15 protein-coding genes are annotated in these 19,191 nt (G+C 52.3%); 4 read left to right on the top strand and 11 right to left on the bottom strand.

What is annotated here, in order from left to right:
- Window positions 1–119: 119 nt before the first annotated feature.
- The 11 genes from hpsO to V0288_RS03055 all read right to left on the bottom strand — a co-directional run bounded on the left by hpsO (window position 120) and on the right by V0288_RS03055 (window position 10,915).
- Window positions 120–1,289: a hormogonium polysaccharide biosynthesis glycosyltransferase HpsO gene (gene hpsO / locus V0288_RS03105; RefSeq protein ID WP_332863549.1), complete on the bottom strand. Its 1,170-nt coding sequence runs from the start codon at window positions 1,287–1,289 to the stop codon at window positions 120–122.
- Window positions 1,286–2,290, bottom strand: coding sequence for a hormogonium polysaccharide biosynthesis glycosyltransferase HpsN (gene hpsN, locus V0288_RS03100; protein WP_332863548.1), 1,005 nt, complete (start codon window positions 2,288–2,290; stop codon window positions 1,286–1,288). Before hpsN ends, hpsO begins: the two co-directional genes overlap by 4 nt.
- Window positions 2,291–2,432: 142 nt before the next feature.
- Window positions 2,433–4,172, bottom strand: coding sequence for a hormogonium polysaccharide biosynthesis protein HpsL (gene hpsL, locus V0288_RS03095; RefSeq protein ID WP_332863547.1), 1,740 nt, complete (start codon window positions 4,170–4,172; stop codon window positions 2,433–2,435).
- Between the two features lie 57 nt (window positions 4,173–4,229).
- Complete coding sequence (glmM, locus tag V0288_RS03090; RefSeq protein ID WP_332863546.1) at window positions 4,230–5,696, bottom strand: phosphoglucosamine mutase; 1,467 nt, start codon at window positions 5,694–5,696, stop codon at window positions 4,230–4,232.
- A 105-nt stretch (window positions 5,697–5,801) separates the two neighbouring features.
- Window positions 5,802–6,173: an ArsR/SmtB family transcription factor gene (locus V0288_RS03085; RefSeq protein WP_332863545.1), complete on the bottom strand. Its 372-nt coding sequence runs from the start codon at window positions 6,171–6,173 to the stop codon at window positions 5,802–5,804.
- Window positions 6,174–6,337: 164 nt separating this feature from the next.
- Entirely contained in the window at window positions 6,338–6,502 is a 165-nt protein-coding gene (locus tag V0288_RS03080; protein ID WP_332863544.1) for a metallothionein, read from the bottom strand.
- 102 nt (window positions 6,503–6,604) lie between these two features.
- On the bottom strand, window positions 6,605–7,051 hold the full coding sequence (locus V0288_RS03075; protein WP_332863543.1) for a hypothetical protein: 447 nt from the start codon (window positions 7,049–7,051) through the stop codon (window positions 6,605–6,607).
- 70 nt (window positions 7,052–7,121) lie between these two features.
- A complete protein-coding gene (locus V0288_RS03070; protein WP_422661878.1) occupies window positions 7,122–7,751 on the bottom strand; it encodes a GNAT family N-acetyltransferase in 630 nt (209 codons plus the stop codon).
- A 157-nt stretch (window positions 7,752–7,908) separates the two neighbouring features.
- On the bottom strand, window positions 7,909–8,730 hold the full coding sequence (locus V0288_RS03065) for a metal ABC transporter permease (protein ID WP_332863541.1): 822 nt from the start codon (window positions 8,728–8,730) through the stop codon (window positions 7,909–7,911).
- 437 nt (window positions 8,731–9,167) lie between these two features.
- Entirely contained in the window at window positions 9,168–10,211 is a 1,044-nt protein-coding gene (locus V0288_RS03060) for a response regulator (protein ID WP_332863540.1), read from the bottom strand.
- Between the two features lie 437 nt (window positions 10,212–10,648).
- Complete coding sequence (locus V0288_RS03055) at window positions 10,649–10,915, bottom strand: peptidase (RefSeq protein ID WP_332863539.1); 267 nt, start codon at window positions 10,913–10,915, stop codon at window positions 10,649–10,651.
- Between the two features lie 475 nt (window positions 10,916–11,390).
- Here V0288_RS03055 and V0288_RS03050 point away from each other — a divergent pair, with 475 nt between their 5' ends.
- The 4 genes from V0288_RS03050 (at window position 11,391) to V0288_RS03035 (ending at window position 19,112) form a co-directional block, all read left to right on the top strand.
- Window positions 11,391–13,349 carry a calcium-binding protein gene (locus V0288_RS03050; protein ID WP_332863538.1) on the top strand — a complete coding sequence of 653 codons (1,959 nt, stop codon included), beginning with the start codon at window positions 11,391–11,393 and terminating at the stop codon, window positions 13,347–13,349.
- Window positions 13,350–13,357: 8 nt separating this feature from the next.
- A complete protein-coding gene (locus V0288_RS03045) occupies window positions 13,358–14,035 on the top strand; it encodes a response regulator transcription factor (RefSeq protein ID WP_332863537.1) in 678 nt (225 codons plus the stop codon).
- A gap of 37 nt (window positions 14,036–14,072) precedes the next feature.
- Entirely contained in the window at window positions 14,073–15,353 is a 1,281-nt protein-coding gene (locus V0288_RS03040) for a sensor histidine kinase (RefSeq protein WP_332863536.1), read from the top strand.
- Window positions 15,354–15,440: 87 nt separating this feature from the next.
- Window positions 15,441–19,112 carry a choice-of-anchor L domain-containing protein gene (locus V0288_RS03035; RefSeq protein WP_332863535.1) on the top strand — a complete coding sequence of 1,224 codons (3,672 nt, stop codon included), beginning with the start codon at window positions 15,441–15,443 and terminating at the stop codon, window positions 19,110–19,112.
- The last annotated feature ends 79 nt before the right edge of the window (window positions 19,113–19,191 follow it).

Genomic DNA, 19,191 nt, shown 5'->3' with positions numbered 1-19,191 from the left:
AGACTTACTATATTCTCTGATATTAAGTTTTGTTAAGCGATTCAACACTTCTGCATTAAGCCATCTATTAAGAGACCTAATGCGCTACGGCTAATAGCCAGACTATTAAGCCAACTTTACTAACAACCGAGCAGGGTTTGATAGAAGGCGAATTGTTCTCGCGCGAGGGCATCATTCGTGTAACGCGTCATCGCTCTTCGATAGCCCCGATCGCCGATCTCCCGCGCTAGATCCGGTTTGTCGATCAGCGTCTGTAAATTCTGCCGCAAGGCTGACGCGTCGCCTTCCGGGAAAATCAAACCCGCGTCGCCGATGACGTGGGGGATCTCCCCGGAATCGGAACCGATCGTCGGCACTTTACAGGCCATGGCCTCGATTAAAACGTGACCGAATTGTTCTTTCCATCCGACCGCGGTTAGAGTTTTCACCCCGTAGGTGGTTTCCGAGGGCAGAACGAGCGCGTCGAGAAGATTGATATAATCGGGAACCCGATCGTGGGGAACACTCTCGACGAGGACGATCCGATCGCCGATCCCGGCCGCTCTCGCCTCCGCGAGAATTTTCTCTTTTAAATCGCCCCGACCGAGTAATAACAACTTCCATCGCCCGTTGAGTCCCGATACCGCTTTAATCAGCGTGAGAATTCCTTTTTCCGCCACGAAACGCCCCACGAAGCCGATGGTGAATTCATCGCTCTCGATGCCGTTCGATCGGGCCAGATCCGGGAGAGAACGCGGGGAAAATAGCGTCTCGTCTACCCCCAACTGTGGCAGGACGATTTTCGCGCCATCGTAGCCCCGCTCGCGGAGAATGTCCACCGCGTCCTGATTTCCCGCGATCAGTCCGTCCGTGTTCCGCAGGTTATAGGCCTCTAGCGCAGAAATGGGGAATTTCGTCGTGTAGGGCAGGTTCCACCAGGTAAAGAAGATATTTTTCGCCCGCAGTCCTAAGAGTTGATTCAGGGCGATCGCCTGCGCGTAACCGAGGGATTTCGATCCCTGTTCTACTTGAATAATATCCGGTCGGAACCGGTTTAAAAGTCCGATAAAATCGCTTCCGAACGATAAGAGAGCTTGATTATTCTGGCTGAAGTTGGAAACTGGCGCGACGCGGAAATTCCCCTCCTCGATCGCCCTCGTCTCGATCATTTTATTCTGTACCCCCCCGGGCCGCCAGCGTTTCGGAACGACGACGGTTACTTCGATCGACGGGTCGAGTTTGGCGAGCGATCGGAGTTTCTCCAGGTTGAGATCGACGATATAAGTATGACTGGCGACTAGAATTTTCATGCTTCACACCGAGAATTATCCGATTTCGTGTAAATCTGTCCGTCGTTCCAGAGAGATTGTACCCGCGTTTTCAAAGCATCGAAAAAGCCCAAACTATAAAAAATCCCCCGCGAGAGAATTTTGATCGGGGAACCGCCTTTATTGCAGGGAGGATTTCCGAGAACGTGACAGTCGAATAATTTCACGTACAGTCGGATTTGTTGGTTCGGCGTGAGATTATTCAACGCCATCAGGAAATGATTGTGATAGAAAGTGATCTGGTAGCTGAGAGAACGGGTACTGATGTCGTGACAGCCGCCACTTTCCTCGCCGAGATGGACGAGATACGCGTTCGGATCGTACCAAACCTGATAGGGAGTGGCCCGTAGACGTAAACAGAAATCGGATTCTTCCCGGACGGCACTCCCCCGAAAACGTTCATCGAACCAGATACCGTATTTCGTGAAAATATCGCGGCGGAAAGACATATTGCAACCCCGCGCGGAGATCACCCGTTGGGGTTTGGTGGTGTGAACGAGATCGATGTGATACCAGGCGATACCGGGGTCCATCGCTTCGGGAGGTAAGGTTTCGATCTCGTAGGGAGTATCACCGGGGCTGATTTTTTTCGAGTCGGAAAGTTTCATCCGATCGAACACCCGGCCGGCCACCACTCCCACCTCGGGACGCGCGAGAAAATTCTCCGCGTGAGCCTGTAAATATCCCTCCGGAAGACGCACATCGTCATCGATAAACAGAACGATATCCCCTTTCGATCGACGGACCCCGTAGTTTCTCGCGCCCGGTAAACTCGCCCAATCGACGCGAAACCAGCGAATTTTTCCCTGTTGGGCGAGGGTTTCCAGATAGCTCTGGATCTCGGGGGTATGGGTGGGCGTTTGATCGATGACTAACACCTCGAAATCGGGATAATCCTGCTTGAGGAGATCGTCGATCGTGTCTTTTAGGGGATCTTCCCGTCGGTAGGTGGGAACGATCGCGGAAATCGAGGGCTTGTTCATGGTATTACGGTTCCTCTCGTACCGAATTTCAAAAAATCAGGAAAAACTTGCCGGTAATGGGAAGATAAAGGGGGACGGATTTTTCCCTCCTTTCCCCTTTCCCGGCGCCCGTATCCCCGCGTGAACGCTCGGAAAATCGGTATCAGACTAGGGCGATACCTTTTCGGGGAGATTTTAACCTGGTACCTTTCGCGGGTTTCTCGGTAGGTTCGGCGAGCGCTCTCGCTTCTTTTTCCTGCCGCTCGATATCCGGTAATCGGAAAATCACTCCCGCGAATAGCCAGTAATAGACCCCGACTGGATCGGTATCGAGCGGGTACCAATAGGGTAAATAGGCGACCACGAGCAGGAATACCCAATAACTGGAAGCGAAACCGCGTAGAGTAGGATCTTTGAGCGATCGAGAGCTTTTGAAAGCGAGGAAAACTACATAGCTGATAAATGCCATGTAAATGGAGAAACCGATAAATCCTAACTCGTGGATCAGTTTACTATGAAACGACTCCGTGAAGGTGATATCACCGAAAGTTCGGGCCGAAGATGTGGCGGAACCGAGTCCCCACCCTAAAATCCCCGTAAATTGTTGATTTCGGACCGCGACCTCGAACTGTTCTTGGATAAAAGCGGTCGGGGGGCTTTGTTGCCAGCGGCTGACGGCACTATCGTAGCGTTCTTGGATAAATTCGGGATTGATGAAAGAGAACCCGATCGCTAACAAGAGAACTAACCCGATCGCGACCGGTAAAAATCGTTTCAATTGCGCGATCTGTCCCGTGAGAACGAATAATAAGACAACCAGAACGGGAACCGAGATGAAAGCCAATCTTTGACCGCAGATCACCGCGTTGATAAAGACTAATACTAGCCCTACTATACCGGCGAGCCGCCATGTTTTCGAGGTTTCGCTAAACGCGCTCGCGTAGCAGATCACCGTGTTCGAGACTAAAAACCACCCCCAGTGCCACGGGGAGACAAACGTGCCGGGTAAACGGATCATATTCACCTCGGGACTATAGACGAGAGCGCCCCCTACCAAACATCTAGCCTCTAAGGTCGCTTTATAGAGTAAATCCCCGACGTATCCACGGGTTCCCTGACAGTGGCCGGTTTTTAACATCCAGTATTGCGCGATCCCCAAGATACAACAAATAATGGCCAGGACGATTAAAATACGGCCGAGCGATAACAACTTCCGCTTGTTATCGATCAGATAATAGGTGCAGAAAATCAAGGGGATATAACCTAATAGAACCTTAAATCCTAATAGTCCCTGGAGAAAGTTTTCGCCTTTTCTACAGGGAGTCCAAGTGACAAACTGTCCGTTTTCATATCGAACTAATCCTTGAACGGAATCACAGGTAGGACGTAATTGGAAGGGTAAATTCACGGCGAAGAGACCGATAACGCAGAAGACTACCAAAATTAAAAACAGGTATTTGAGTTTTGGCGGGATGAAAATCGGTTTTTTTCGCTGACGACATTCTCGAACGAGCGCTATTAACGCGGGCAGGTAAAAGATATCTTTACTGATTTGCAAGAGGGCGCTCCCATCGCCGATCCAATAGGTGACGGTTCCGTTAAAGGGTAGGTAAATCACGAAGGTCCAGAGAGAGGCGCGGGGATACAGGAAGGCGAAAACCCCCAGGATAACCCCGAGGGCGAGCGCGATCCCGCTCTTAATACCCGCGAGTAAACCAACGGGAATACCGACAAAAATTGCAAAAATAACGGAGAAAATAATAAAACCGGTCAGTTTTTGCTGTTTTTGTCGGGCTTCTTTTCTAAGAGCTATTTTTTCTTTAATATCGAGAGTATTTTCTCGCGAGGATGGTTTGGTTTTGGCGATCGCTTTTTTGGGGCGATCGAGACTGGAGCGAGCCATAGCAATCCCGTCACGCTGTACGATAAGGGAATTATAATCGCTCTCTAGCCGGATGGACTACCGGAGATGCGTTTTCACCGCCCCGATCAGGCGTTCCGTCCAGAAATCGGCCAGTTCGATCGAGTCGGCTTCTACCATGACCCGGATCAGCGGTTCGGTTCCGGAAGCGCGCACGAGAATCCGTCCCCGTTCCGCTAGAGCTTGTTCGCCCCGCTCGATTTCCGCCCGCAGGGGTTCGCATTCCTGCCAGTGCCGGCGAACCTCGCGATCTTCGACCCGCGCGTTCCGCAGGATCTGCGGGTAGGGGGTAAAACTATTCTCGACCAGGGTTTCCAGGGAAACGCCCGCTCTCCGTACCAACGCCGCGAGGTGTAACGCGGTCTGCGTCCCATCCCCCGAGACCCCGTAATGATGGCAGAGAATGTGTCCGGACTGTTCGCCGCCGAGCATCGCGCCGGTCTCCCACATCCGCGCCTGAACGTGTTGATCGCCGACCGCGGTGCGTTGCAGTTGACCGCCCAGTTTCTCCCAGGCGCGCTCGAAACCGAGATTGGCCATCACGGTGGCCACGAGTAACCCGCCCGGCAAGCGTCCCTCTTCCCGCAAAGAGCGACCCCAGAGGTAGAGAATATAATCGCCATCGACGACGCGGCCGCGACCGTCCACGGCCATCACTCGATCGGCATCCCCGTCGAAGGCGAAACCGAGATCGGCCCCGTGTTCGATAATGGCGGCCTGTAGCGTTTCTAAATGGGTCGAACCGCAGTGGACGTTAATGCGATCGCCGTCGGCCCGATCGTGCAGGCAGATCACCTCGGCGCCGGCGGCTTGAAATATCGAGGGGGCCACGTTTACCGACGCGCCCCAGGCTAGATCGAGGACGATTTTCATCCCCGCGAGATCGATCGCTTTCCCGTCTCGCTCGACCGACCCGATCACCGATCGAGCGTATTCGTCCACGAGTTCGGGGCGGGAATAACATTTCCCCCACGTCATCTCCCGCGGGTCTACGGGTAAATTTCCCCGGACTCCCGCCTCGATCTGCCCGGCTACCTCGCCCGCTACTTTTAGCCCGCGTCCGTCAAAAAATTTAATGCCGTTATCTTCGGGGGGATTGTGACTCGCGGAGATCATGATCCCGCCGATCGCCTCGCTCTCTCTCGTTAATTTCGCCACGCAGGGAGTCGGGCATAAACCCAGTTGCCACACTTCCAATCCCGCCGAGGTCAATCCGGCCGCGATGGCGTTCGCTAACATATCGCTGGAATTCCGCGAATCCTGACCGATGATAACCGGGCCGGTTTCCCGCGCGTTCCGTCCGAAAACTTGTCCCGCCCAAAACCCGAGTTGTAAGGCGAGGGGGGCGGTTAATAATTCTCCGGCTTTCCCCCGAATCCCGTCCGTTCCGAACAGAGGAGAGCGCGGCAGATCGAGCGCGCCGAAAAACTCGCGAGGGGACTGTAACGACACGGGATTCGATCGATCGCGATAACCGTTTTCTCGATACGGTGGGGAAGATACCATAGCCTGATTTTTGCCTCACACGACACACATTCAGAGGATAACATTATCGCCCGCGCGAGGACAGGTTTTTCCCATTTCCGTCCGCGTCGATGACTCCCTACGACCTCACTCGTCTTCCGATGGTTCCTCCAAGTGTTCCCAAACCGCCGAATATAAATCGAGAACGTGGTGATCGAGCAGTTGATAGTAAACCCGGCGCCCCTGTTTGTGATATTTCACCAGCCGTAACGCCCGTAATGTCCGCAGTTGGTGCGATACCGCCGATTCGCTCATGTCTAGCGCGTCGGCCAGATCGCAAACGCAGGATTCCCGCATCGCCAGTAGCGATAGGATTCGCAATCGGTTCGCGTCCCCTAATAAGCTGAAAAATTCGGCCATCCGACGCGCTCGATCGGGATCTAAACCCCGATCGATTTCCTGCGCGTCTCCCTCTCGATGGGATTCCTCACAAGCGGGTAGTGTTTTGAGCGGTTTCATAAATAGACAGCCGTGCGGGATTCCAAAATTTTCGCGTGGTTAGGGAGTCAAGAGTCAGGAGGCAGGAGGAGAGGGTAAAGGTGAAAGGGCCGAAAGTAATTTTTTCCCTTTTCCGGGGTCTCTTTTCCCCGAACACTCCCCCATCCCCCCATCTCCCGCTCGATCTAGCCGCAACCGCAACCGGTGTGACCGCAACCTTTGCCCTCCGGATGACCGTTGGCGCAGTCTTCACAACAGTAATAGTGACCGTTTTTCTCGATCGCGTCGGCGATCGAGACCACGCACAAACAGGACTCGCAAGCGCATTTCATCGACGTTACCGTGGTCATGGGGATTTCCTCCGCTGGAACGTTACCCGTTTATCTTAACACATGAACATATATTCAGATGTTAAAAAAATCACCGTTCCATACTTCCCCTCGGCTCGGGGCTTACAATTGTTCTAGCTCCCGGCGCGCCCGGCGGATCGATCGGGGTAAGACCCCGACCAGTAGAGCGAAAGCCTCGTCGGGAACCGCGGCCGCGGTCTCGGTATCGAACCAATTCTCGAACTGATTGAGAATCACCTGCGCGCGTTGTACGGGAACGGGATTCTCGATAATCTGCTTCATCAGTCTCACCCATTGCCGCCGGATCAGATAGCCGTTAATTTTCTCCTGACCGTCGCGGGGGGTGACGAGGGATAATTTCCCGACCGGGAGAACCCGAGTGACATCGCTATCGAATTGACCGCCGATCGCCGCGCCGGGCCCGACGAACTCGGCATGATATTTTTTATAGAGAATCACGCCATTTTTGCGCCGGGGGTTGACGATCGATAATTCCCGTCGTTCCAAGCGCCCGACGATCTCGCGAGTATCCGCGCTCGTTTCTTCCATGCGATCGACTCCCGAACGAGTTTTCCGAGAAAAATAGCGATCGGCGTTCGGCTTTTCCCCATCCCCCACTCTACCGTTCTAATTTTTTGTGTAGGAATAGGCGTTGGGGACGGTTGAAGAGCCGGTTTCCCAGCCAGCCGTCCACCTTTTGTAAGCGATAGCCGCTACTGAAATAGAGTTCCCGCGCGGCGGTGTTGTTGTCGAGGACGTGAAGCGAGAGTTCGTCGAAACCCCATTCCGTGGCGATCCGCTCGCATTGGAGCAGGATTTTCCGGGCGATGCCGCACCGACGGCGATCGGGGGCTACCGCTAGATTGGAGATGTAGGGAATATGGGTAGAGAGTAGGGAACTCGCTTTCAAGCCGATTTCGGCGGTCGCGATAATCGATTCCCGCGGTCCCGATTCGGTGGAAAGGGTTTGAGCGGCGACGATACAGCGATAATGGGGGCTATTCGCGTTTAAACGCCCTCGTAAGTCCTCGTAAATCCCTAATTTAAAAAGGGGGCGCGTCCAAGTCCACAGGTAATAGGAGGGAAAAAAGCTATCGGTGAGAATCTCGGCGATCCCTCTTAAATCCCGCGCGCGCGCGAAGCGGATCTCGACGGGAAGGGGCGCGGCATCACTCCCGTCGGACGAGCTAGAGAGATCGGAAAGATCGGAAAACAGGTAGGAAAGAAAACAGGAATCCACGCCCATCACTGGTTATTCGTCACTCAAAATGTAACTTATTCTACTCGTTCTGACTACTCTCGCCGGGAGCGACCGGGGGAGCGATCGAACTTTTGTCGCGGGAAAGTCAGGATGTTTCCAGGGAGTCAAGAAAGATCCCGCGGGGCGATCGAGAGGGTACACGGGTTTATCTCCTTCTTTCAAGGCGATTAAACGCCGATTTTAGCCCGAAACTTAGCAAATAAACCGCGCCCGCCACGAGAATAATCGTCGCCCCGGAGGTGAGATTGAAAAGGTAGGACAGGGTTAAGCCGACGAGGGTGAAAACGATGCCCAGAGCGCCGGCCAGAACCATCATCGGCTTGATATCGCGCGCGAATTGCCCGCTAATAGCGGCGGGGATGGTGAGGAGGGCGATCACCAGGATCAGGCCGACCACCTGCATCACGAGGACGATCGTTAGGGCGGTTATTCCCATGAATCCGAGGTAAATCGCTTCCACGGGAAGGTCGCGGATGGTGGCGAAGGTCTCATCGAAGGAGATCGCTAATAATTCCTTATAAAAGACGGTGACGAGGATAATAATCGAGATATCGATCGCCAACATCAGCCAGAGGGTAGATGCGGGAACCGTGAGGATACTGCCGAATAGGTAGCTCATGACATCGGCTTTATAACCGGGGGTCAGATCGAGGAAAATAATCCCGATCGCCATGCCGAGCGCCCACAACACGCCGATGGTCGTGTCCGCTCTCTCCCGCGACCGACGTTGTAAGATTCCCATCGCCAGCGCCGAGAAAACGCTGAAGGCGATCGCCCCCAAGACCGGATCGAACCGGAAAAAATAACCGAGGCCGATTCCCCCGTAAGCGGCGTGAGCAATGCCGCCACTGATGAATACGGTGCGGTTAACGACCACCAACGTCCCGACGATCCCGCAGGCGATACTGACGAGAATTCCCGCGAGGATGGCGTTTCTCATAAAGTCGAACTGTAAGGCTTCTAGCATAGGCCCACGCGCGGTCAGCGGGATTTTCCTTCGGAAGAGAGCGAGAGTTAGGAGAATAAAGGAAATAGGGATAAAACGAGATTTATAATTTAATCTCGCGATTACTATCGAAATTATCGAGAATTTTAGGCACTCGAAAAGATAGGGATACCCGCGGTCTACCCTCTAACGATACAACGAGAGCGAACTTCTCGCGGAATTCATCACGGTAGAATTCAAGGATTTCTCGTGGGGATGCCGGTACGCGATAGACTTCTCGCGCGATTCGTTTTTGAAGGGATAAAAACTCCAATAACTGAATTTTTACAAGATAAATGGGTGTTTATTTGAATTCTTATCGATAAGATTCTTGATTATTCCTCCTGACTCCTGACTCCTGGCTCCCGCCTCCCTAACCACACGACAATTTTGGGATTCCGCGAGAGGTCTGATGGCGGTTAGAGAAGATCGGCGATAGCGCCCGGATAGCTAAGGTTTTCGCCGGTGCCGTTGAGAATTACGTGTAATTTCTCCCGCGTTTCCCCTAATTCTCGGGTGCGGAGGGCGAGCGATCGCTCTAGACGCTCGTAAAGTTCCGCTCGCTCGATGGCACCGCCTAACTGTAGGGAAAGTTGCCGTAACCCCTCGATCTCGGACGATCGCCACCGGCGCGGCCCCGAACACTGATGGACGATGAGCAGTCCCCAGAGACGTTCCGATTCGTTTCCGATCGGCCCGAGCGGGATCGGCGCGATCGCGTGGGATCTCACCTCGAATCGTCGTAATAGTTCGAGGTAGCACCGGGGATAATTCATCGACCCGACATCGGCGATCGCTCTCACCTCGCCGGCGAGATCTTCCCCGGCCTTGTCCCCCCGGAGATAACTATCCCCGATCGAGATCGGCGGGCATTCCGGCCAGGGTTTCGCGGTCGTTGCCGCGACGATCGAGCCGCCCGACCCCGGATGGAAACGGTAGATGAGAACTCGATCGGCCCCGAGCGATGCCCGGATCTCGGTGGTGGCCGTGGCGAGAATTTCCGATAGATTCAACGATTTTTGCAATCGTAGGGCTAGATTGGTGATTACCCTCTGTTCCTCGCGCTCCCGCTCGATTTTTTTGCGGAGGGAATGTTTCTCGATCGCCGCTCGAACCGCGTGACGGAGGAGGTCGGCAGAGAGATCCCCCTTGACGAGATAATCAGCCGCGCCCGCTTTCATCATCTCGACGGCGATTTTCTCGTTGCCCTGCCCGGTTAAAACGACGATCGGGCAGTCGATCTCGCCCTCGCTCTCCTCGATGAAATCCAATCCGGTTCCGTCGGGTAATCGGTAATCGAGCAGGATCAGATCGATCGCTTCCTCCCGATAGGCGCGTAGTCCGTCCTCGATCGATCCCGCCTCGACGATCCGGTATTTGTCCGGGCTACCTTTCGACAGAAAACGACGGGAAACTTCTCGATCTTCGGGGGAATCGTCAACGAGCAGAATTCGGTAGGGCATTTCGGTACTCGATCGGAGAATCGGCGGTCGATGATCGGCCTAATTTTAGAGAGTGGTTAGGTAATGAATCGATTACTATGCCTTCTGTCGCCGCGTTCTCTCTTTTTTTCTATCTTTAGTTATAGATAAAGATTTCCCCGATAACGAGATCTCTAAGATAGCGTTCTGTCAGCGAGAGTTCGGATAAGATTACGAACGAGGGAGTATTCTCGATCGAGGCTCTAGGTTCTTTCTTTTTATGGTAATAAATCCGAAATTTTTTAAAATTTTAAGATAATTTTGTTTCTAGCGTCCGGGATTCCCGCGTTCCGTTCTGTATACCGGGTAACGCTCGTCTCGCGCGCTCCCGATATTTTGTCAGGTTTGTTTTTGCGGAACGGGAGTTTCGACTCGACCCCGGTGATCCGGTAGTCTCGATCGCTCTTCCCGTTTATCCGTCAGCTTTCCCGGCGTTTTTTCCAGAGTCCCGTCATACTGATTCCCGTGATTAATAAGCCGAGCAATCCCAATCCGTTCAACACGGGATAGATCGTTTCCAATCCCAAGATATCGAAGGTATGAACTTTCAGGAGAAACTCGGCTAACTCTTCCTGTTTGAACCATTCATCGACAATGGTAAACCCCATACCGCTGATAACGGTCAAAAACAGGGGAAGACAAAGGGCGATCGCTAGAACGCGATGGTATTTTCTAAAAGCGCGCATCCTCGATTCTCTATCCTTAACTAGAATAAATTCTGAAAAATCCTCGTATTCATCTTAGAAATTTACCGATCGAAAGTAAAGAAGTCGGGAGGGAGAGCGCGGAAAAACGGGAAGCGCGAGAATACACGTCCGGCGCGAGCGAGATTGTATCCGTAGCCGTGGACATTAGACCGTTTTTTGTGGGATTTTAGCGTTTAAATTCAATTTTTGAATTTTCGATTGATTCTCGCGGCTTCTCTCGCTTTATATTTTAAATTCTCGCTCTATCTTTCTTTCTGGTTTAACAATCCCGATTCTCGTGGGAAGTCCCGCGAGTAAAAAGGTTTGACCCGATCGCCGGACGAATGAGTATAAATCCTTAAGAACGAGGGCGAATTTCCGAAAAAATCTCCCTATTTTCTTTACATTTACTCGTTAGCTTGGGAACAGAGTCGTTTCACAGCGCGAGCGTCCGAGTATCCGGGAGGATTGACCGATGGTTCTGACCGTACTAACCGCGAATTTCGATAGTTTTACCGAAGGATATAGCCCCGCGAGTCTGACCGATGGCGGGATTACCTTCTCTCTCCTCGATCGCCTGATGCCGCCGAATAGCGCCGATAATCCCGTTTTTACCGTGGAGACGATCGGGACGGTCGCCGACTCCGCCTCTCTAGGCACTTTCGCGACGGGAAATTTCCTCACCTTCGGCGGTTACGCTCCGGGAGACGGCTACGCGTTCAGTCGTTTCGGTTCGATGGATATCTCCGCCGGGGGGTTAGGCAGTAGTGTCAGTATCGACATCATCAGTGATGCCATCTCGTCCTCGAACAATACGCTGAAATTAGAGGCCCTGTTAAACGGCGTTGTCGTCGCGGTGGACTCGGCTTTAATCTCGGATTTCACTCCCATCGTTTCCGGCGGTTTCGCGAGCCATCGTACCTTCGGTTTCTCGAACATTACCTTCGACTCACTGCGGCTGGTTTCCTCCGGCCCGGACAACAACGGCGCGACCTTTATCGGGATCGATAACGTTTCTATAACCGCGGATCTGAGCGCTCCTCCCCCCCCGTCTCCGAACACCCTGATCGCGACCTTCGATGACGGTTGGGTGGAAGGGGATGTCGCGCCGACGATCGTTAGCGGGGGAATTACCTTTTCCAACATCGATCCCTATCTCCCTCCCGATAATGGCGGTAATAGTACCGTCGGGGCGATCGACGCGCTCGGTACTCTAGATTCTTTTACTAGCCTGGGTTCCTTCGCTTCCGCCAATATTCTCACCTTCGGCGGTTACGTTCCGGGGGATAGTTACGCTTTCGGTCGTTTCGGTTCGATGGATATCTCCGCCGGGGGACAGGCGAATAGCGCGACGTTAGAAATTTTTAGCCTGCCTTTCGGCTCTCCCGAGAATACCCTAACCCTACAGGCTTTTCTGAACGGTGTCGTGGTGGCGACGGACGCTTCTTTAATCTCGGATTTCACCGCGGCCGCGGCGGGAAGTGGAACCCTGCACAGAACCTTTAGTATCGCGAACACCCCTTTCGACTCGCTCAAATTGGTCGCGTCCGGCCCGATCGATAGCGGTGCGGTGTTCATCGGTATCGATAACGTGGCGATCGCTCTGGACGGTTCCACGCCGCCGCCCCCGCTCGATCTCAACCTGACGGGAACCGCGGGGAATGATAACCTCAACGGGGGCGCGGGGAATGATACCCTGTTCGGCGACGCGGGAAGCGATGTTCTCGACGGGGGCGCGGGGAACGATTTTCTCGACGGGGGTACGGGAGAGGATCGGCTGATCGGGGGTACGGGAGAGGACACCTACCTCGTCAATACCGAGGGCGATCTCGTTCTGGAAACCTCCACCGACCCCGCGGAAATCGATACGGTACAATCTTCCGCGAACTTCATTCTCGGCGATAATCTCGAAAATCTCACCCTAGTCGGTCAAAACGATATCGACGGAACCGGTAACGCGCTCGATAATTTGATTTTCGGTAATAGCGGCAATAACCGGTTACAGGGGATCGCGGGCAACGATACGTTACGGGGAGGGGACGGTCAGGACTCGCTTCTCGGCGGGGACGGAAACGATCGCCTGGTGGGGGAAAAAGGCGCGGATACGCTGACCGGGGGAACGGGAGCCGATCGCTTCGCTTTCAACGCCACGGGAGAAGGGATCGATAAAATTACCGATTTTTCTAGTGTACAGGGCGATAAAATCGAGATTTTCGCGGCCGGTTTCGGTGGGGGATTAACCGCCGGGGTTTTGAGTATCGATCGCTTCGTTCTCGGATCTAAGGCCTTAGATAGTAGCGATCGACTGATTTATAATGTTAGTAAAGGCGCGCTATTTTTCGATATCGATGGCAATGGCTCGAAGGCGGCGGTTCAGATAGCTACCTTAACCACCCGCCCCTCCCTGAGTTCCGCCGATATTCTCGTCATTTAACTCTCTCCATGAAGATCCTGATCGTCGAGGATGATAATCGTCTGGCTTCCGCGTTAGCCGATACTCTACGCGACCATCAGTACGCGGTGGATATCACGAGCGACGGGGAAGAGGGATGGAACTTTATCGAGGCTTTCCCTTACGATCTGATCATTCTCGATGTGATGTTACCGAAATTGGACGGGATCGGTCTGTGTCGGCGCTTGCGAGATCGCGGCCACACGACTCCCGTTCTCATGCTGACCGCGAGAGATACCAGCCGCGATAAAGTTCTGGGATTAGATGTCGGCGCGGATGATTACGTGGTGAAACCGTTCGATCTGGCCGAGTTAACCGCTCGAATTCGCGCGCTATCGCGTCGCGGCCGGGAGAAATTTTCCTCGGTCTTGGAATGGCGACAGTTATGTTTAGATCCGGTCGGTCACGAGGTTACTTATAACGGACAAAAGCTATCGTTAACCCCGAAAGAATATCAGTTATTAGAATTGTTTTTGCGGAGCGGTCGCCGCGTTTTAAGTCGCGGGAATATTCTCGATAATCTTTGGTCTTTTGAAGATCCGCCGGGGGAAGAAGCCGTTAAAGTTCATATTAAAGATCTCCGCAAAAAATTAAAATTGGCGGGCGCGCCGTCGGACTTTATCGAGACCGTCTATGGACTGGGATACCGTCTCAAACAAATCGACTAAAAAGCGTTCGAGAATTTCCAGAGCGCTTTTTCAAACCTTGCACTGGCGATTATTGGGTTCGTACCTGCTAGTGATGACGGCGATTCTCGTGATTTCCGATGTCACGATCTACGGATTTTTCGCCCGGAATTTATATCAACAGGCCGATCGCCGTCTGCTCGACTTGGCGGACGCGGCCGGTCATAGTTTACACGTTCTCAAAAAGAATCCCCGCGCGCTCGATCGGGTCGATTACCGGTTCGATCGAGACGGAGATCTCGATATTCCCTGGCAGAATCTTCGCCAGAATGGACAGAGTATCGAGTGGTTTAACGAGCGAAAACAGCGATTGACCCACGCGGGTACGTTAAATCTGAAAGATTTCCCTATGAACGAGGGATTTCAAACCCTTTACCTAGAAAACGGCGGGGAAACGATCGGACTCCGAACGGTGACGATCGCTATTCCGGAAACCGCGGTCGATCGATCGATCGTAGCGGGTTTCGTGCGCGTCGGCGAGAGCGGTGAGGCGATCGAGGCCGTTCTCGGAAATCTACGGCTAGGGTTTTACGCGGGGGGAATCGGCGCTTTCGGATTGATCGCGCTGGGGGGATTGTGGTTAACGCGGCAATCGCTGAAACCGATCGTCCGCAACTACCGACAACTGGAACAGTTTACCGCGGATGCCTCCCACGAACTCCGCGGGCCCATCACCACGATTAAAGCCTCCGCGGAAGTTATCCGAACGCACCCGGAAAGAATCCATCCGGCCGACGCGGGGAAAATTCAGGGAATTCTCAGCGCGAGCGAGCAGATGAGCCGTTTGGTGGAGGATTTATTACTTTTGGCGCGGGTGGATTCTGCCCCGCGACAGTCGATCGAACGGGGAGACGCGATCCCCCTCGATGAATTACTCGAAGACGCGATCGATTTTCTGGAGTTAAAAGCGGAAGAAAAAGAGCAAACCTTACAATTTCAGGTGTTCCAACCGGTTTCCGTCCGGGGGAATCCCGCTCGTCTCCAACGTCTTTTTTCTAACCTCATCGATAACGCGATCAAATACACGCCAGATGGGGGGAAAATCACGGTCACGCTCGATCGAAACGATAAATTCGCGCTCGTTCGGATCGAGGATACGGGAATCGGCATCGCGAAAGAGCATATTCCGCTCGTGTTCGATCGCTTCTGGCGCGAGGAAAGCGCGCGTTCCTATCAGGATGGATCGGGGTTAGGACTGGCTATCTGTCGGTCGATCGTCCGCGATCTCGGGGGCGAGATTACCGTCAGCAGTCAGGTCGGCGTGGGTAGTTGTTTTCAGGTTCGCCTACCGATCACCTGAACGGGCTAGAGAGATTTTCTTTACAGCTTCTTTACTTTTCTCCGATAATTTCGATCCTGAAGGATGTACAAGGAGCGAAGTAATCTTATGAGTATTTCTACGGCAATTAACTTAGAGTTTGTATCTGAAAAACTCGGTAATTTTGCCGATGCGGAAAACTTCTGGACACTCTTTGAAACTATCTACGGAACTCAATATAATTCGTCGATCGCCCACTCTCTACAGTCCCAATGGCAAAGCGGCGATTTCACTCAACTGCCGAATATTGAAGTAATTAGCGGTAACGTTCTAGGCAACGCGAAAGGAGTCTACGCGACTAGCACCAATACCATTTATCTATCCGATAGTTTTTTAGCCACCGCTTCCACTGACAGTATTAACGCCGTTATTTTAGAAGAGATCGGACATTTTGTAGACGCTCTGGTAAATTTGACGGATACCGCGGGGGATGAAGGAGAATATTTCGCCCTCGTCGTTCAAGGAATCGACCCGAGCGCGACAAAATTAGCACAACTGAAAACCGAGGACGATCACGCGTTCATTACCTTGAACGGGCAAACTTTAGCCGTAGAACAATCGAGTTTTAACCTCGGGGTGATCGAGAATCCGATTACTAACGATGGAGATACCCTAACCTCGGGAAACCCGATCGATACGTGGGATTTTGAACTCATTACTTCCCCCGGTGGTAATAGTAGTATTTCCCTATCCTCCCCGCATTCCTTCGGCGATCTGACCCTTTCTCTGTACGATGATTTTCAGAATTTAATCCTTCAATCCTCTAATCCCGGCAGTAATACGGAATTCCTTTCCCTAGAAGGAATCGCCGCCGGAAACTATCATTTAGAAATCTCTAACGCGGGGAGCTTTAACGAGGACGTGGATTATAACTTCAGTATGACCGTTACCGACGATCCGATCGCTCCCCCGCTTCCCGAACTTTCCATTAATAACGTCACCGTTATCGAGGGCGATCCGAACCATCCGAACGCGGTTCTAACCGTAACTTTATCCGCCGTGTCCGCGAGCGATGTCACCGTTGATTACGTTTTAATATCCGGGACGGCAAGCGCGGGAAGTGACTACACGAATCTATCGGGAACCCTAACTTTCGCGGCCGGGGAAACCAGTAAAACTATCTCGATTCCTATTCTGACCGATACTTCGATCGAGGGAACGGAAACCTTTAGCGTCAGCCTCGGCAACGCGACCAACGCCACCATTCTCAACGGAAACGGTACGGTCACGATCGCCGAACCCTCGATCGTCGTTAATAACACCCTAGAATCGACGATTTCTACCGTCCTACCCGACACGATCGATAATTTAATCCTACTAGGAACCGATAACATCAACGGTACGGGAAACGCGAATAATAATAATCTAACGGGAAACGGAGTCGATAACGTTCTCGGCGGCGAGGCGGGAGATGACGCGCTCTACGGATTGGGCGGAAATGATACCCTATTCGGTGGCGATGGCAACGATCAATTAATCGGCGATGGAGACACGAATACTACCAATCCCGGTGACACCGGACTCCTGACCCCGAATGTCAATATTTTCACCCCTTTCGATACTTCTCTAACGGCTTTTGACCTCGGACAAAATATTTTAGCCACCAATAGCGGCATCACCATCACGAGCGCCACCTATACGGGTGCGACGAACGCGGTATCCCTATTCAGTTCGGTCAATTTCGGCACGACTAGCACTAGCTCTTACGTGTTAGGTTCAGGCATTTTACTCACCACCGGGGACGGAAATCCCGCGCTAACAAATACCTCCTCTTCCTATAGCGTGGCTAACGGTACACCGGGAGACGCGGACATCGAGGGAATTATTCAAAATGTCTTTCCGGGGGCGGGTGTAACTGGCGACGCGGCCGTATTAGAACTGAGTTTTACCACGAGTGCCAACGCGGGTACGATCAGTCTCGATGTCATGTTCGGCTCGGATGAATATCCGGAGTGGGCGGATACTTCTTTTGTCGATATCGCCGGGATTCTTGTGGACGGTGTGAACTACGGTTTATTCAATCAAAATCCGAATCAACCCCTGAGTATTCTGAGTCAGAATGTTATCGATGGAAATTTAACCGATAATACGGCGGGAATTTTATCGATCGAGTACGATGGGATTTCTTCCCCGTTACGCGTGATAGCGGCATTAAACGCGGGAACCAGCCACACGATAAAAATTGCGATCGCCGACACGGGAGATCAGGTCTACGATTCGGGTTTATTCGTCTCTAACCTACATCTCGGCAATCAAAGCGGGGGGAATAATGGCGTTTCTCTTATTAACAACGATAATTTATACGGGGGCAACGGCAACGACGATCTAGAGGGAGGAATCGGCGATGACTACCTCGATGGCGGGACGGGATTCGATACCTTAATTGGCGGAACGGGGAATGATATTTATATTGTCGATAACTCGGCGGACGTGTTGATAGAATCTTCTATTATTCCCACCGAAATCGATACCGTTCAATCTTCCATCTCCTATACATTAGGAGCGAATATCGAAAATCTAATATTAACGGGAACCGCCGCAATTAACGGAACAGGTAACGAGCTAAATAACACGATTACCGGCAATAGTGCCGATAATATCCTCGACGGTGGCACCGGAATCGATTCGCTAATCGGAGGCACCGGTAATGATATTTATATTATCGATAATCTCGGGGATACGGTCACGGAAACCTCTACTCTCACCACCGAGATCGACACGGTTCAATCTTCGGTAACTTATACATTAGGAGCGAATCTAGAGAAATTAATCTTAACGGGAACTTCCGCCATCAATGGCACGGGTAACGCTTTAAATAATACGATTACAGGGAATAATTACGATAATGTTCTCGATGGTAGCGCGGGAGCGGATAGTATAATCGGGGGAACTGGAAACGATACCTATATTGTCGATAATACTGGCGATATCGTTACCGAAACTTCGACCCTCACAACGGAAATCGATACCGTTCAATCTTCCGTTACCTATACATTAGGAGCGAATCTAGAAAATCTCATCCTCACCGGAACCGCAACGATTAACGGTACGGGAAACGCGTTAAATAATACCCTAACCGGCAATAGTGGTAATAACACTCTCAATGGTGGCGCGGGAATCGACACGCTCATCGGGGGAACCGGAAACGACATCTATATTATCGATAATGTCGGCGATATTATTACCGAAACCTCGACCCTCGCCACGGAAATCGATACCGTTCAATCTTCCGTTACCTATACATTAGGAGCGAATCTAGAAAGCCTAACCTTAACGGGAACCGCCGCGATTAACGGCACGGGAAATCTTCTCAACAACACGCTCACGGGGAATAGTGGCAATAACCTTCTAACAGGAGGTGCGGGAAACGATACCCTCACCGGCAACGGGGGAAGCGATATTCTCGTGGGGGGTACCGGTAACGATACGTTGAATCTCGGTTTGAATGATGGAGTCGTTGATATTGTCCGGTACACATCCGGAGATGGTAGTGATACGATCAATCAATTCGTCAAAGGAACCGATAAATTATCTTTCACCGGAATTAGTTTCATTGACGTTCAAGTTTCCGGGTCGAATACTCAATTACGAGTGGGCGACGGGATCGCGGGTAACGCGGGTTTTGGAACCGGTTCCCTACTCGCGACTATCGCCGGTGTCACCGGATTTACCGCGACCCATTTAGGAGTTACCGGAACCAGTTTAGACGCGAGCAATACCGCGCGATTCTCGTTCACTTAATTCGGTATTCGGTTACGAGATCGATCGATTTTCTATGGATACCGGCTACCTTTCGATCGAAAATACTCGTCATCCTAGA

Source organism: Pannus brasiliensis CCIBt3594 (assembly GCF_036688125.1).
In the GTDB taxonomy this organism is placed as follows: Bacteria; Cyanobacteriota; Cyanobacteriia; order Cyanobacteriales; family Microcystaceae; genus Pannus; species Pannus brasiliensis.
The sequence above is the reverse complement of the archived record's forward strand: the minus strand, read 5'-3'. Positions and strand labels throughout refer to the sequence as shown.